Origin of the sequence: Flavobacterium fontis (genome assembly GCF_900129405.1) — a bacterium.
In the GTDB taxonomy this organism is placed as follows: domain Bacteria; phylum Bacteroidota; class Bacteroidia; order Flavobacteriales; family Flavobacteriaceae; genus Flavobacterium; species Flavobacterium fontis.
The window spans coordinates 14,829-30,621 of the sequence record NZ_FQVQ01000003.1; the positions used below are offsets into that span (position 1 = coordinate 14,829).

15 protein-coding genes are annotated in these 15,793 nt (G+C 42.2%); 5 read left to right on the forward strand and 10 right to left on the reverse strand.

Annotated elements, in window-relative coordinates:
* Positions 1-7: 7 nt before the first annotated feature.
* The 6 genes from BUC17_RS03550 to BUC17_RS03575 form a co-directional block, all read right to left on the reverse strand.
* On the reverse strand, positions 8-736 hold the full coding sequence (locus tag BUC17_RS03550; RefSeq protein ID WP_083544732.1) for a tetratricopeptide repeat protein: 729 nt from the start codon (positions 734-736) through the stop codon (positions 8-10).
* Positions 723-1,769 carry a vWA domain-containing protein gene (locus tag BUC17_RS03555; protein WP_073361697.1) on the reverse strand — a complete coding sequence of 349 codons (1,047 nt, stop codon included), beginning with the start codon at positions 1,767-1,769 and terminating at the stop codon, positions 723-725. Before BUC17_RS03555 ends, BUC17_RS03550 begins: the two co-directional genes overlap by 14 nt.
* A gap of 3 nt (positions 1,770-1,772) precedes the next feature.
* Positions 1,773-2,774: a vWA domain-containing protein gene (locus tag BUC17_RS03560; protein WP_073361699.1), complete on the reverse strand. Its 1,002-nt coding sequence runs from the start codon at positions 2,772-2,774 to the stop codon at positions 1,773-1,775.
* Positions 2,767-4,440 (reverse strand): hypothetical protein, encoded by a 1,674-nt coding sequence (locus BUC17_RS03565; RefSeq protein WP_073361700.1) that lies wholly within the window; start codon positions 4,438-4,440, stop codon positions 2,767-2,769. The genes BUC17_RS03560 and BUC17_RS03565 overlap by 8 nt, the downstream gene beginning before the upstream one ends.
* Positions 4,440-5,309: a DUF58 domain-containing protein gene (locus tag BUC17_RS03570; RefSeq protein ID WP_073361702.1), complete on the reverse strand. Its 870-nt coding sequence runs from the start codon at positions 5,307-5,309 to the stop codon at positions 4,440-4,442. The genes BUC17_RS03565 and BUC17_RS03570 overlap by 1 nt, the downstream gene beginning before the upstream one ends.
* A gap of 87 nt (positions 5,310-5,396) precedes the next feature.
* Positions 5,397-6,401 (reverse strand): AAA family ATPase, encoded by a 1,005-nt coding sequence (locus BUC17_RS03575; protein ID WP_073362049.1) that lies wholly within the window; start codon positions 6,399-6,401, stop codon positions 5,397-5,399.
* A gap of 163 nt (positions 6,402-6,564) precedes the next feature.
* Between BUC17_RS03575 and BUC17_RS03580 the strand changes: the two genes are divergently transcribed.
* The 5 genes from BUC17_RS03580 to BUC17_RS03600 all read left to right on the forward strand — a co-directional run bounded on the left by BUC17_RS03580 (position 6,565) and on the right by BUC17_RS03600 (position 10,523).
* Entirely contained in the window at positions 6,565-7,434 is an 870-nt protein-coding gene (locus BUC17_RS03580; protein ID WP_073361704.1) for an aldo/keto reductase, read from the forward strand.
* A 65-nt stretch (positions 7,435-7,499) separates the two neighbouring features.
* Positions 7,500-8,648, forward strand: a complete 1,149-nt coding sequence (locus tag BUC17_RS03585; protein ID WP_073361706.1) for an ATP-binding protein — start codon at positions 7,500-7,502, stop codon at positions 8,646-8,648.
* Positions 8,645-9,382, forward strand: coding sequence for a metallophosphoesterase family protein (locus BUC17_RS03590; protein WP_073361708.1), 738 nt, complete (start codon positions 8,645-8,647; stop codon positions 9,380-9,382). Before BUC17_RS03585 ends, BUC17_RS03590 begins: the two co-directional genes overlap by 4 nt.
* Before the next feature lie 59 nt (positions 9,383-9,441).
* Entirely contained in the window at positions 9,442-9,936 is a 495-nt protein-coding gene (locus BUC17_RS03595) for a DUF6646 family protein (protein ID WP_073361710.1), read from the forward strand.
* Positions 9,937-9,950: 14 nt separating this feature from the next.
* Positions 9,951-10,523, forward strand: coding sequence for a PhnA domain-containing protein (locus tag BUC17_RS03600; RefSeq protein WP_073361712.1), 573 nt, complete (start codon positions 9,951-9,953; stop codon positions 10,521-10,523).
* A 34-nt stretch (positions 10,524-10,557) separates the two neighbouring features.
* Here the strand turns inward: BUC17_RS03600 and BUC17_RS03605 are convergent, their stop codons facing one another.
* The 4 genes from BUC17_RS03605 to BUC17_RS03620 form a co-directional block, all read right to left on the reverse strand.
* Entirely contained in the window at positions 10,558-11,904 is a 1,347-nt protein-coding gene (locus tag BUC17_RS03605; RefSeq protein ID WP_073361715.1) for a PcfJ domain-containing protein, read from the reverse strand.
* A 477-nt stretch (positions 11,905-12,381) separates the two neighbouring features.
* The gene (amaB, locus tag BUC17_RS03610; protein WP_073361717.1) at positions 12,382-13,935 is read right to left on the reverse strand and encodes an L-piperidine-6-carboxylate dehydrogenase; all 1,554 of its coding nucleotides are present in this window, start codon (positions 13,933-13,935) and stop codon (positions 12,382-12,384) included.
* Positions 13,936-13,989: 54 nt separating this feature from the next.
* Positions 13,990-14,523, reverse strand: a complete 534-nt coding sequence (locus BUC17_RS03615; RefSeq protein WP_073361719.1) for a 3-hydroxyanthranilate 3,4-dioxygenase — start codon at positions 14,521-14,523, stop codon at positions 13,990-13,992.
* 77 nt (positions 14,524-14,600) lie between these two features.
* Positions 14,601-15,707, reverse strand: coding sequence for an endonuclease/exonuclease/phosphatase family protein (locus BUC17_RS03620; RefSeq protein WP_073361721.1), 1,107 nt, complete (start codon positions 15,705-15,707; stop codon positions 14,601-14,603).
* Positions 15,708-15,793: the final 86 nt, after the last annotated feature.

Here is a 15,793-nt window from a genome sequence, read left to right on the forward strand (position 1 = left end):
CAAAAGATTACCAATCTTTCTCGGGTTTTCCGGGAGCCGTTTGGGCACTTTTCTCTTTGCGCTTTAATTGGACTTTTTTCTCTTCATTATTGACAGCGTCCAATAAGTTGTCAATGCGTTGTTTGTTATTCCCCGAAGGACGCGGTTGCGGGTCGGGTTCTTGATTTTGCCCGCTTTTGTTTTCGGGTTTATCTTCTTGACTTTTATTTTTTTGATTTCCTTTGGAATCGTCGGGACGTTGGTTTTTTTCTTTCTGTTTGCTCTTGTCGTCCTTCTTTTTCCCACCATCTTCCGGCGGTGGATTCTCTTTGTTCATTTTTTTTGCCAACGCATAGTTGTAGCGCGTTTCTTCATCCCGTGGATTGTTGCGTAAGGCGTCTTTATAAGCGCGTTCGGCCAAATCGTATTTTTTCTCCAGCATCAAAGCATTGCCCAAATTATGGAATGCTTTGTGTTTTTCAGCTTTAGTTTTGGCTTTCTCAGCGGCTTGTAAAAACTTGAATTTTGCTTCACCGCCTTGGTTTTGTTTATAAATCGAAGTGCCTAAATTATATGACGCTGCTGCTTTATTGGGTTGTTTCGCAGCCGATTCACGGTAAAGCGCTTCTGCTTCGGCGTATTTTTTTTCCGAAAAAGCAGCATTTCCTTTGGGCAATTGCGTATCGGCCTCCTGTCCCCACGAGACAAAGGTCACCCACACCAAAATGCCACACCAAAAGCCGTTATTTCGTTTCATTTTTTTCATTAAATAAATTTAATTTACGCAACCAGGCCGTTCGACGCTCCCGAATGAGAAGATCCAAAAATAAGGCAACAAACGCAAATCCCAAAAACCATTGAAATTGCGATTGATAATCGGCAAGTAATGATTCTCCAAATTCGGTTTTCTCAGAATTGTCGAGTTGCTTTTTCACAAAATCAACCGCTGTTTTGGTGGTATTCCCATCAACGTAGCCTCCGTTTCCAATTTGGGCGACCTCTTCCAAAATTTTTGAATTTCGTTTTGTGCGTACTACTTCATTATTGGAATCGCGAAGGTATTGTACACTTCCATTTTCCATTAATTTAATCGGCCCCCCTTCTTCGGTGCCAATGCCTACGGTAACGATGCGCATTTTTACCTCTTTGGCGATTTCGGCTGCCGCGACTGCATTATTGCTGTGGTCTTCCCCATCAGAGAGGATAACCAGAATTTTACTGGTTTTGTCTTTTTCGTTAAAATACCTTGCCGCTGCGAGTTGAATGGCCAAGTCGATAGAAGTTCCCTGTGCCGAAATCATCTCGGGACTCATACTTTGCAGAAACATTTTGGCCACCCCATAATCAGAAGTCATTGGCAGTACAGGAAACGCACTTCCCGAGTAGGCAATAAGTCCAATACGGTCACCCGACAAGCGATTGATTAGTTGAGAAACAATTTGTTTACTTTTTTCCAAACGGTTGGGCGCGACATCATTGGCGAGCATACTTTTGGAAACGTCAATTGCAAAGACCAAATCGACACCACGCGTTTTCACTTTTTCGGTCGTCGTTCCAATCTTCGGATTGACCAAAGCAATGATAAGCAAAACAATACCTAACAAGCTCAATCCAAACTTCAAAGCGGGCTTGAAAGTGGAGCGGTCTGGACTCAAATAACTAATTTTGTCGGGTTGGCCAAATTCTTGTTGCTTTCGCCGTCTCCAATACCGATTGTATACCCAAAGTCCCAGAAACGCTGGAACGAGCACCAAAGCATAGAAATATAGTTTCTTTTCTAATTCGTACATAACCTATATAAACGAGCGATAAAGCGTTTGACGCAGACCAACCTCCAACACTAAGAGCATTAAAGCAAGGAGTGCGAAGGGGCGAAATTGTTCCTCATAATCATAATACCGCAATTCTTCAATTTCGGTAGTTTCCATCTGATTGATTTCATCATAAATGGCTTCCAAACGGCTATTGCTGGTAGCTCGGAAATACTTTCCACCTGTTTTTTTGGCGATGGATTTCATCAGTTTTTCATCAATTTCCACCTTCATATTCCGATAGACCAAAGTTCCATCAGGGGTATAGCCCACGGGGAAGGGTGCCATGCCGTTGGATCCTAATCCGATGGTATAAACTTTGATTCCGTACTCTTTAGCCAAATCGGCCGCAGTTTCGGGTTCGATAAACCCGGCATTATTGATACCATCCGTCAAGAGAATGATCACCCGACTCTTGGCTTTACTTTCCTTCAATCGGTTGACCGCAGTGGCGAGTCCCATACCAATTCCGGTTCCATCATCAACCGTTGGGTCGTAGTTTAGCTCCTGCAACATCTGTTTTACAATCGATTTGTCGGTGGTTACGGGCACTTTTGTATAGGCTTCCCCCGCATAGACTACAATGCCAATGCGATCGTTGGGACGGTCATCCACAAATCGGTCGGCTACTTTTTTTAAGGCCTCCATACGATTGGGTTCCAAGTCTTTGGCCAACATACTACTCGATAAATCCACCGCCATAACGATATCAATACCCCGTGTCGTTTTGGTTTGGTTACTCACATCAACAGTTCTAGGACGTGCCAATCCAATAATGATCAAGGCTAAAGCGACCAATCGAAACACGATGAGGTAGGGTTTGAGTAAGACTTTCCAATTGACCAAGCTTTCCAAACCTGCAACAGCGGGTAAGGTCAACGTTACCGATTGTTGTTTTCGCGAACGGTAAAGCCATACTCCTGCGATCGGCAATAACGCCAAGAGCAACAAAAACTCAGGATGTAAAAAGCTCACCTTATCCATTGAAATTAAATAATTGTAATTTGATAGAACCTTGAATGCGTTCTAAAATTTTCTTCCCAAACGGATCGTCTTCACAGTAACTTACGGCCACTTGTTGCAATCCGCCATTTTGGTTAAACAGCAAAATTTCATAATAGCGTCGATGTTGTTCGCCCTCTTCACTTTCTACTGTCATGGTACCATAGGCGCGAATGCCTTTTACGCCTTCTGCAATTTCAAACGTTCCGTCATTTTTATACAAAATGTTGCGCGCTCCTTGATTTTCCCAACTTTTGGTGATTCCTTCCAACACTTTGTCGTAGTCAATTTGCGTCGTTTCCTGGTTGTAATACGGATTTTTCTCTTGTTTGTAATAATTTGTTCCCACCAAGACAAACAAGGGTTCTTGTAACGATCCTTGCGTGAAGGTGCGCATTTCCTTGACGACGGCATAGGTGTTTTTCGCCCATTTTTCTGAGTCTACGCGGGTAAGTACTTTAGGCGTTTCGAGTTCCACATTGGGGTCTCCATAGGCACTTGTAATCCATTCGCCTTCATACATTTCTTTCGTGGGATTGCCCAAAATGGCATCTTTTATCGTATCCATTCCAAAATAAACGATCGACCCCCCAATGAGAATCCCAACGGTGGCAACGCTAGCGATAGCGATACGGAGTTGTTTTTGTTTACGGGCTTTCGCTTCTTGTTTTTGACGTGCCAATTCGCGTTGTTGGGCATTCCAAGCTTCAAGTTCATCGGTTACTTCTTCAATTTCGGGAATTGCCTTATTGATGGTAATTATTGTACTTGCAATGCGATTTTTATCCGATTCAATCGCTTGAATGTCGGGACGAACTTTGGCAAATTTTACTAAATCTGCTTGGCGCAGCACCTGTTCTAGCGTAGCAATAGTTTCGGGCGAAAGACGTAAATTCTTATTTTGACTCACGAGTTCTAGGATAGCAATGAGCTCAGATGTTGTGCGTTCCATAGCCGGAATTTCGATTTCTTCCTCGAGATAGGTTCGAACGATTTCGGTAAGTTCGGAGTAAAAATGCTTCACGTCTCCTTTTGAAACCCATTGCGCAGCATCCAAAGCCATGAGTTTCTGCGTCGCTTTTTCGATGGGTTTTACAAGAGGTTCAGGGGTAGCTGTTGGCGTTGTTGTTTTACGATTTTTTAGAATTCGATACAGGATAAAAACGACCACAAGCGCACCTACTATTCCCAAAACAATCCACCACCCCAGCCCATTGTTGGGTGAAGGCGCTGCTTCTATGGTTTTGATATCGTACATTTTTTGTTTCAACGTGTCCACCTGAACAGGCATTACTTCAACGGTAATGGGTTGGGTATACACGTCTTTTTTTGCAATTCTCACCGCTAGTTTGGGAAGGATATATTGCCCGGAGTCAAATTGGGTTAGCCCATATTTTTTGACAAATTCCCAGCGATCGGATTTTTTAACGGTATCAATAGGGTAGGATTCCAAAACTTCCAAGGGGCCAAATTGTTGTCCTTTCGGAAATTGTACCCGGGTATTGGGAGCTACTTGCGTTCGAAGCGTAAGCAGAAATTCCGATCCAATTTTTTTGCGCACCGAGTCCATGGAAGCTTCCACGCGTTGCGCACAAACCGGTTCCAACAACCCAAGGGTCAAAAGGCATCCAACAATCCACTTTTTCATTACGCTCGGGCTTTAAAATAACTTAATAATCGGGTTACATAGCTTTCATCCACACGGGATTGAACGGTACCCGCGCCACAACGGGAAAACAACTCTTTAAAGCGCGCTACTTTTTCGCGATATAAAGCGGCATAGCGTTGCCGAACAATCGCTGTACCGGTATCGATGATGGCGATTTGCCCTGTTTCGGCATCGAGGGTTTCTACAATACCTAGGTTGGGGAGTTCGGCTTCCCGCGGATCATAAATTCGAAAACCCGTTACATCGTGCTTTTTACTGGCAATTTTCAACGGTTTTTCATAATCATCGGGACACAGGAAGTCGGAAATCACAAAGACAATTGCTTTTTTCTTTTGGGTAGCCGACAAAAATTGCAAGGCTTGTCCCAAATGCGTGCGCTTGCTTTGGGGTGTAAATTCGATGAGTTCGCGAATAATCCGTAAAACGTGTGATTTCCCTTTTTTGGGTGGGATATACAATTCGATTTGATCGGTAAACAAAATCAACCCAATTTTATCGTTGTTTTGTGTAGCAGAAAAGGCCAACGTTGCGGCAATTTCAGTGATGATTTCACGTTTTAAATACTGTTGACTTCCAAAGTTTTCCGAACCCGAAACATCCACCATAAGCATCATCGTCAATTCCCGTTCCTCTTCAAAAACTTTGACATAGGGTTCGTTGTAACGTGCGGTTACATTCCAATCAATAGCCCGAACATCATCGCCAAATTGATATTGACGGACTTCTGAAAAGGTCATACCGCGTCCTTTAAACGACGTGTGGTATTCTCCCGAGAACACATGGTCGCTTAGACGACGGGTTTTGATTTCGATTTTTCGAACCTTTTTTAAAATTTCTTTGGTATCCATGGATTTGGAGTCGTAAGTCAATGAAGCCGTAAGTCAATCGTTAATAATTACTAAACTGTAAACTATCACTGCAAACGGTCAACTGATTTATGGCACTTCGATTTGATTGACAATTTTGTTGACGATATCGACCGAAGTGATGTTTTCGGCTTCGGCTTCATAGGTTACGCCCACGCGGTGACGAAGGACATCATGTACAACCGAGCGCACATCTTCAGGGATGACATACCCCCGACGTTTGATAAACGCATAACATTTGGCTGCTGTAGCCAAATTAATACTTCCCCGAGGGGAGGCTCCAAAACTAATGAGAGGTTTAAGACTTTCTAAGCCGTATTTTTCAGGATATCGGGTGGCAAAGATGAGGTCTAAGATATATTTTTCAATTTTTTCATCCATATACACTTCCCGAACGGCTTCTTGAGCGCGCAGAATTTGTTCCACTGAAACTACGGGACGAACGGTTTCATACGATCCTTTTAAATTTTGACGGATAACCAATCGCTCTTCATCGATTTTGGGGTAGTCGATAACCGTTTTCAACATAAAACGGTCGACTTGCGCTTCGGGGAGTGGGTACGTACCTTCTTGTTCAATAGGGTTTTGTGTGGCCAAGACCAAGAAGGGTTTGTCTAATGGGAACGTGGTTTCGCCAATCGTCACTTGTTTTTCTTGCATGGCTTCAAGCAAGGCCGATTGGACTTTGGCCGGCGCACGGTTAATCTCGTCGGCGAGGACGAAATTGGCAAATATGGGTCCTTTTTTGATCGAAAATTCGTTTTGCTTGATGTTGTAAATCATGGTACCTACTACATCCGCTGGGAGCAAATCGGGGGTGAATTGAATTCGGCTAAACGACCCTTGAACAGCTTTTGATAAGGTGTTGATGGCGAGGGTTTTGGCCAAACCTGGCACCCCTTCTAATAAAATATGTCCTTGTCCCAACAAACCAATCAATAGGCGCTCGACCATCGTTTTTTGACCTACAATCACTTTGTTCATTTCTAGGGTCAGCAAGTCGATGAAGGCACTTTCCCGCTCAATTTTTTCATTAATTGCTCGGATATCCAAAGCCGTTGAATTTTCTTCCATAAATGCTATTTTTTTGCGAATATAACCTTTAAATTTTAACAATTCAAAATTGGAGATTTAATCCCCAAACCGATGTTAATGATGCGTTAAATGTTCCTTATTTTCCATAGTATTAAGCTAGAATTATGATTTCATTTTACTATTTTTAAACTTTTAAGAAGCTATGAAAAAAACAGTGCTTTCTCCTGTGATTGCAGGAACGATGAATTGGGGCGTGTGGGATAAAAAATTGAACACGGCTGAAATGGCGCATTTAATTCGCGTCTGTGTTGACAATCAAATCACCACCTTTGACCATGCAGACATTTATGGAGGGTATACCACCGAGGCTGAATTTGGCCAAGCGTTTACGCAAAGTGGTTTATCACGCGATCGCATCCAACTGATTTCCAAATGCGGGATACAACATACCCAAGGGCGACCCAATACGCTCAAACATTATGATTATTCAAAAGATTATATCCTTTGGAGTGTCGATAATTCGCTTAAAAACCTGCAGACCGATTACCTAGATGTATTATTGTTGCATCGCCCTAGTCCTTTGATGCAGCCCGATGAAATTGCCGAAGCGGTTGAAATCCTTCGTGCTCAGGGTAAAATTCGCGATTTTGGGGTTTCCAATTTTACACCCTCCCAAACCGAGTTAATTCGCCAACGGACCGAAGTGCATTACAATCAAATTCAATTTTCGGCGACCCATTTCCAGCCTATGTTGGACGGAAGTTTAGATTATATGCAATTGCATCACATCACGCCCATGTCATGGAATCCTTTGGGTACGGTTTTTCGGGAGGACATTGAGCAAACCCGTCGGTTGAAAAAACTATTGGTCCAAATGGTGGAGCATTATGGCGTAGGCTCAGACACTTTGCTTTTGGCTTGGGTACTGAAGCATCCGGCAGGGGTAATTCCCGTGGCGGGCACCGTCAATATTGCACGGATTCAGCAACTGATGAAAGCGGTGGAGTTACCGTTGACCGATTTGGATTGGTTTGCTATCTGGACGGAAAGTATGGGGAATAAGGTGCCGTAGGGAGTGTTCAGTAATCAGTGTTCAGTAATCAGTAATCAGTGTTCAGTAATCAGTAGTTTGGTTTAATGATTAACAAACGTCTTTTGGTTCGGAATTTACTTGCTCACAATGATGAGAGCAGTTTCTATGACAAAAAGCGGCAACTGAATTTACATACCAAAGAAGGGAAAGCGAAGTTTTTGAAGCACATTTGCGCCTTATCCAATTCCAATCCTTCCAACAATTCGTATATCGTGGTTGGGGTTGAGGATGAGTCCAATGAGATTGTAGGCGATGATTTTTTTGACGACAGTCATATTCAAAATTTAGTCAACGCCTTTTTAGAAAATCCACCTAAAATTCAATACGAGAACGTTCCTTTTCCTAATTTACCCAAAGATCGCGTGGTCGGTTTGGTAACCATCCGGCCCAAATCTAAACCTTCCTATTTTAAAAAAGGAATCCACACTATTCCTGCCCAAGCCGCCTTTGTTCGCATTGGCAGTAATTCGGTTCCCACAGAAGATAAAATTCCGTATACGAAGTTAAATGTAGAGACCGTATTGCGTATTGAAAATAATTCACGCAACAGCATAGCGCATACCTTAGACAGCGTTATTGATTTTGTCAACAACCGTCATCGGGATATGCCTTCTCAGTATCGGGTGTTTCGCGAACTTTTTGTGATTTGTTGGTCGGGAGTGCCCAAGAAAATCCGCAATACGCACTTTTTGTCACGGGTAGATATCGAGTTGGTCAACGAGCAAATTAAACTCTTTTATTCGGCGCAAGATGTAGTGACCATCACCTATGACGAAAGTTCTTTTACCATTACCGAATATGTGCCGTTGGGCTTGAATGACCAAACGAGTTATTATCCATTGGAGGCCCAAAAATTGACATTTTTTGACAATGGGTATTATAAAATTGAAACCACGATGCTTTTTGAACCTCCGCAATACAACCGTAAAATGTTGTATCACATTTACAATGCGGGATTAGCACTGTTGGATAAAATGCAAAAAGGATTGGCGCTTTCTGAAAGAGAACACCATGATTTGGAACAGCTCCCGTACACACTGATGTTGTGTTATCTCAACGGATTTGAGGAGGCCAAGCCTAAACTGATTGAAGCGAAACCCTTATTTAAGCAAACCCATCGGTCTGAGGTATATACTAATTTCAAGGAAGCGATGCGGGTGTTGCGGAAAGTGAAATACAACAAAGACTCATGAGTAGAACATTAGTTATCGGAGACATTCACGGCGGTTTGCGCGCCTTGCATCAAGTAATAGAACGCGCATCAGTGGACGCCCATGACACCTTGATTTTTTTGGGCGATTATGTCGACGGTTGGAGTCAGTCGCCCGAAGTATTGGATTATTTGATCGAACTTCAACACCGGCATCACTGTATTTTTATTCGGGGTAACCATGATGAATTGGTGTTGAATTGGCTTGAACAACGAAATGAAAACATCGATGAAGGTCAATGGTACAAACACGGTGGTGAGGCTACTGTTTTAGCCTATGAAAAGGTGAGTGAAGCGCAAAAAAAAGACCATATTGCTTTCTTGAAAGCCCTAAAAAATTACCATTTAGACGACCACAATCGATTGTTTGTTCATGCGGGATTCACCAACATGAACGGGATTAGCTACGAATACTACCCTCGAATGCTCTATTGGGACCGTACGTTATGGGAAACAGCCTTGGCTATGCCCGATGCGCTCTTTCCTGATAGCCTCTTTTATCCAAGGCGATTCACACTCTACACCGAAATATATATAGGCCATACCCCCGTCACCAAAATAGGACAAACGGTTCCTGTGCACAAAGCAGGCGTTTGGAATGTCGATACGGGAGCGGCTTTCACAGGACCTTTAACGATCCTTGATGTCGATAGCAAAGAATTTTGGCAAAGCGAACCCCTGCCGCAGTTGTATCCTAACGAAAAAGGAAGAAATTAAGACGATTTTCCGCGTGGGAGTTAGGAATTTCTATCTTTGTCCCATCAAAACGCTCAATTATGAAACGACTACTTATGATCGTAGCCCTAGCGGCTACACTCGGATTACAAGCACAAGCATTTAAAGGAAAAGGCGTTGTGAAAGGGCAGGTTGGGGCTACCTTTCAAGATGGCGGTAATGGTATCGCAGTGACCGCCGATTTCGGGATTGGAGAAAATATCTCGTTGGGGATCATGACCAATTATATTTTGAATGCAGAGCGCGATTTGAGTTTTAAACCCCGTTTTGAAGACCGAGCCGATTTGCGCTTACGTTTTAATGCCAATATTGGAAACGTATTCAAAATAGACGAAAAATTAGATATTTATCCCGGCTTAAGTTTGGGCTTGCGTAACTTCGGGGGACATCTAGGCGTGCGTTACTTTTTTACCAACGGTTTCGGATTGTATACTGAGTTTAGCGCTCCTTTTTCACGATATGATTCTGATGTGGTAGGATACGAATACTATAACAATCAGTTCATGTTCAATATCGGTGCATCCTTTAATTTATAATTCCGCCGAAGCGAATGACTCCAATTGAAAAAAAATTACACGACCGCAGTGGCGGAGTTTGTGAAATAAGTGGTGCCACCGAAGCTTTACAGGTCTATACCGTTGCACCAAGGGCTACAGAAAGTCTAGAAAATAGTCTTTTGTTGACCCAAAAATTAATCGACCAAATCAATCATCCTGAGACCACTAATCCCAACGATTGGCGCGGTTTAAGCGACAGTATGTGGAACGAACATCTCCCCGTACAAGTGCTCTCCTGGCGCATGTTGGCCCGCTTGAAAAATCACGATTTACTCGAAATGATGTACCTCGATGAAGACGCTTTGGAGTGGGCGAAAGCCACAGGTGAAGGCGAAGATGAGGAAGGCAAAATCATTCATAAAGATTGTAATGGAAATATCTTAAATGATGGAGATTCCGTAGTATTAATCAAGGATTTGGATGTAAAAGGCGCTAATTTTACGGCCAAACGTGGCGCTGCGGTTCACAACATCAAGTTGGTTTGGGACAACGCCGATCAAATCGAAGGTCGGGTTGAAGGGCAATATATTGTCATTCTGACGCAGTATGTGAAGAAAACAAAATAATTGAAAAGAGCTGTCTTAATTGACAGCTCTTTTTTTAGGAACATGCGCGATACAATAAAAATAGCATTATCAAAACAAAACGCACCGTAACTTGTGTGTCATAAGTGTTGTTTACGTGATGGTAAACTACATCTTGTTGTTGTGGCGCGATGTTTTCATCGACGTACCATTCAATTTCAAGACTTAACCCCGCATTTTTTGCCCATTCTTGTAGCAAAATATACGATTCATCACTGATGTCTTCATTGTATTTTGCTTTTGCTTGCACAATAACTTTATATTCCAGGTTTACCTCTATTGTAGCCTCAATGGTTTGCTCGGTTCCTTTGAATTTTCGCAAAGTAAAGATGGCTGCAGAACCCTCAATACAATCGTATTCATATTCGGCAACACAGTGATACATCGCAGCACCTTCTTCATATAAAGACTCAGAGTTAACTAACTCATAAATGACATACGAAACAGGGGTATCCAAATACAACGTTTTTGAAAAACCTTGAATTCCTGATGTTTCCCATTCTGCTCGTCCTTTAGCTTCCTGGGCTTTACACACATCGATATGCCACACTTGTGCTTGTCGATATAATGCATTCCAGGTTCGACCATTCATATAAAATGTTGCCTCAGCATTTCTTTTGAATTCGATATACTGCAACACCAAATCGACTTGGTCTAATGAGGCGTCAGTGGTTTTAGCTAACCATTGAATAACGGTTTTCCAAAATTCTTCACCATCAAAATGCGTTGCCAAGGAAGACCAAGCTAAGATTTCTGCCATGATATCTGATGCTCCATATCCTTTGGCTTGCGCCCATCGTATGGCTTGATTGATTTCCAATTCATCACTGGCTTGTGTAAAAAAATGGGCCATTTTGGCTGTGAATTGAACAGGAAATCCATTCAATTCAAGAACACTTTTCCCTCTACCCAATTGGATATACCACAACATATGCACTTTATGATCGCTATAAAAAGCACTTTCTAAAAATTTAGCAACGGGATATTGGGCGAAACAATGTTGTATAAGTGTACTTAATTGCGTCTCTGCCTCCCAATGGGTTCGAGTTAAACCGTCGATGGGTCGAACCATTTTATTTCCGAAAAAAGCAATTTTTGCCACGACTTGAATCGCTTCCGCATTCCTTAAAAGCGCGAAATATTTTTTTTCTTCCAACGATAAAAGCAAACTTTTGAACACTTCTTTTCTCCATTCATGTTGTTCTGATGGCATGCGAAGGAAACTATCAGCTATTGTCCAACTCAACGTACCGATTTTTTCGGTATTTCGAGAAAGAGCCGCACAGTACCGTACCTTCCAAGCAAAGGTTGAGGTGTTTGAAGTGATTAAAGAAAATTTGTTAGTCGCCAAAAGCGTTTCCATGATTTCTAAATTTTAAGTCATTTATGTCGTTTTTAAATTTTTAGGTATAAAAAAACCCGATGGTTAAAAAGCATCGGGTGGGGAAATAGATCAGCTATAGATATGCTATATGCACCACCGATACCGGTAACGGAATGGTAAAATGGATTCGTGATTTTGTGTTTTTAGGTTCATAGTTGTACAAAAAAAACCCGAACATATGTCCGGGTTGAAAATATCTTGGTATTGTAATTTACAATTCAAAACGTTGTCCAAACCCGACATCACACACGTCTTCCATCGCGAAGTCGCGTACTAGCGTATAAATTGAAGTGAAATTAGACATAACTTGTTTTTTTAATTCGGCGCAAAAGTACATTTTTCTCTTGGGGCTCAAAATTTTAGCCGTAATTTAGAATTAAACTAAAAAAAAGCGTCCTATTAAATTGGGACGCTTTTCTTTTCTCTTTCTTCTTTTCTCTTTGCTCTAAAAAGAAATTATAAATCAAACTTAATTCCTTGTGCCAAGGGCAAACTCGTAGAATAGTTGATGGTATTCGTTTGACGACGCATATACACTTTCCATGCATCTGATCCTGATTCGCGGCCCCCTCCGGTTTCTTTTTCACCCCCAAAAGCACCCCCAATTTCTGCTCCCGAGGTTCCGATATTTACATTGGCAATCCCACAATCGGAGCCCGCAGCCGACAAGAAGGCTTCAGCCTCACGCAAATTATTGGTCATAATCGCTGATGACAAACCTTGGGCTACACCGTTTTGAATTTCGATGGCTTCAGTGACATCGCCGCTATATTTTAATAAATACAATACCGGAGCAAAGGTTTCGTGTTGCACAATAGCAAAGTCGTTTTTCGCTTCAGCAATAGCGGGTTTCACATAACAACCGCTTTCATAACCAGCGCCCGTAAGTACGCCGCCTTCCACCAAAATTTTGCCCCCTTCAGCCACTACTTGTGCCAAGGCTTTGTTGTATTGTTCTACCGCATGGGTGTCGATGAGCGGCCCCACGTGATTGTTTTGATCCAACGGATTTCCAATACGCAACTGCCCGTAAGCGGCCACAATAGCGTCTTTTACTTTGTCATAAATACTTTCGTGAATAATCAAACGGCGGGTTGAGGTACAACGCTGTCCCGCGGTTCCTACAGCTCCAAAAACCGCACCGATAACTGTCATTTTTATATCGGCGTCGGGCGTGACAATAATGGCATTGTTTCCACCCAATTCCAATAAAGAACGACCCAAACGTGCCGCTACTTCTTGGGCTACAATTTTACCCATACGGGTCGAACCGGTAGCCGAAACCAACGGAACTCGAGTATCGCGATTTAACAATTGGCCAATTTTGTAATCGCCATTGATTAAACAAGAGATTCCTTCAGGTAAGTTGTTTTCACGTAGAACTTCGGCGATGATGTTTTGACAGGCGACGCCGCACAACGGTGTTTTTTCAGACGGTTTCCATACACAAACGTCACCACAAATCCACGCCAAAGCCGTATTCCACGACCATACCGCCACAGGAAAGTTGAAAGCCGAAATGATTCCGACCACGCCCAGCGGATGGTATTGTTCATACATACGGTGGGAAGGACGTTCCGAGTGCATCGTTAATCCGTGCAATTGACGCGATAAACCAACGGCAAAGTCACAAATATCAATCATCTCTTGTACTTCTCCCAAACCTTCTTGGTAGGATTTTCCCATTTCATAAGAAACCAATTTCCCAAGCGGTTCTTTATATTGACGTAATTTTTCTCCAAATTGACGCACGATTTCGCCGCGCTTTGGGGCAGGCATCAAACGAAAGGTTTTAAAGGCTTCGGTAGCCGCTTGCATTACTTTTTCGTAATCGGCTTCGGTGGAAGCTTTTACTTTAGCAATTAATTGGCCGTCTACAGGGGAGTAACTTTCGATTACTTCACCTCCCGAAAACCACTGGCTTCCTGTAGAAGTTCCTTCGTTTACCGCTTTAATTCCTAAGAGTTCCAAGGCTTCGGTCATGCCGAATTGTTGTGCAATAGTTGCCATAAATTCTAGTTTGTTTGTTGGGTCAAAAATAACGGATTCTCGCGTAAAAAAAAGCTATTTTATAAAATTCGGATGGACAGGCATTTCTGTACCACATTGGGTGCATTTTCGCAAGGTCTCGGAGGTGTAAAAGGCTTTAAAATGCGGTAAAAAATCGGTTTCAATATCGGTCAATTCAAAATAAACTTCGTGGAGTTTGTGATTGCATTGGCCACAAAACCATAGCAATCCATCTTTATAACCTTGGTTTTCGCGCTTTCGTTCAATCACCAAACCAATAGAACCTTCTGTTCGGGCTGGGGAGTGCGGTGTGCGCGCAGGAAGTAAAAACATGTCGCCAGGGCCCAAAGCGATAGCCTTTTTTTCACCGTCTTCTTGAATGTAAACCGTAATATGTCCTTCCAATTGGTAAAAAAGTTCTTCCGTTTCGTTGTAATGAAAATCATTGCGGGCATTCGGACCCCCAACAATCATAACGATGTAATCTCCTGAATCGACATAGAGATTTTTATTGGCCACTGGAGGTTGCAAAAGATGTTTGTTGTTTGCAATCCATTGCGGAAGATTAAAGGGTTTTGCCGCTGCCATAAGGATAGAAGTTAAAATACAAATTTTGGACACGAAAGGTACAAAATAAAAAAGTCAGCTGCTGCTGACTTTTGCTATTATTTTACTTCCCGAACGAGGTAAACATACACCGGAAAGTGGTCGCTGTAACCAATTTCGGTGAGCGTATGCCTCAAAGGATAGCCTTTGTATTGGCCAAAATTTTGAATCATATAGGGTTTATTGTAAATCCCAGCTTTCCAGTATTGGAATTTCTTATAGTCTTTATCAATAAAAGCTTCCGAAACCATGATTTGATCAAAAATATCACCGGCATCACGATGGAATAAGGTCGCATGTCCTTTGTAAAACATTTCTTCAAATGGATTGTAAATTCCTTTTTCCTTGACCTCTTCTTTTTTGCGTTTGGCGCCAATACCTTCTTTGACACTTTTATTGTAGGTACCGTCATTCAAGTCGCCCATGGTAATGATTTTTGCTTTGGGATTAATCGCAAACAGCGAATCCATGATCTTTCGGTTCAACAAACCGGCAGCTTCACGAAACGGTGCACTCTTTTTTTCACCTCCTGAACGGGAAGGCCAGTGGTTGACGATAATACTCACCTCTTCCCCATCCAACAATCCTGTGACCAACAATTGATCACGAGTATAGACACGATTGGAGGATTTGTCGGCTTCCACTTTATCGTCGGATTCTTCTTTTTCCTTGTCTTTATCTTTATCACCTTTTCCTTCCATACTGCGATAAATATAAAGTGGAATACTAGCGTAACTGGTGGGCTTGAAATGTTTTTTCTGATACAGTAAAGCCACATCGATACCGCGTTTGTCGGGCGAATCAAAATGGATGATGCCGTAATCTTTATTGACCAACAAGGGTTGTTTCACCAAATCTTCCAAAACCCCACGGTTTTCAATTTCACAACCGCCAATGAGCACAGGGCTATTGGTTTGTTGTTCTCCTGTTCCGATTTCAGAAAGTACTTTGGAAAGATTGTGTAATTTCTGACGGTATTTTTTATGGGTCCAATTTTGAGCACCATTTGGCAACCATTCCTCATCATTATTCTCTTGGTTAATGGTGTCAAACAAGTTTTCGAAATTGTAAAAGGCTACGGTGTGGAGTTCGAATTTCCCTTGAGAAAATAGAGCGTTTGTTGCTAATATGGCAAAAACAAACACGATATTTTTAATTTTCTTCATTTTAGTCAATTTAAATTAAAGTTAAGCTTGCGCAAACTTAACGCCAAAAGTAAATATTATAATGAAAAAATGTACCTTTGCTGGCT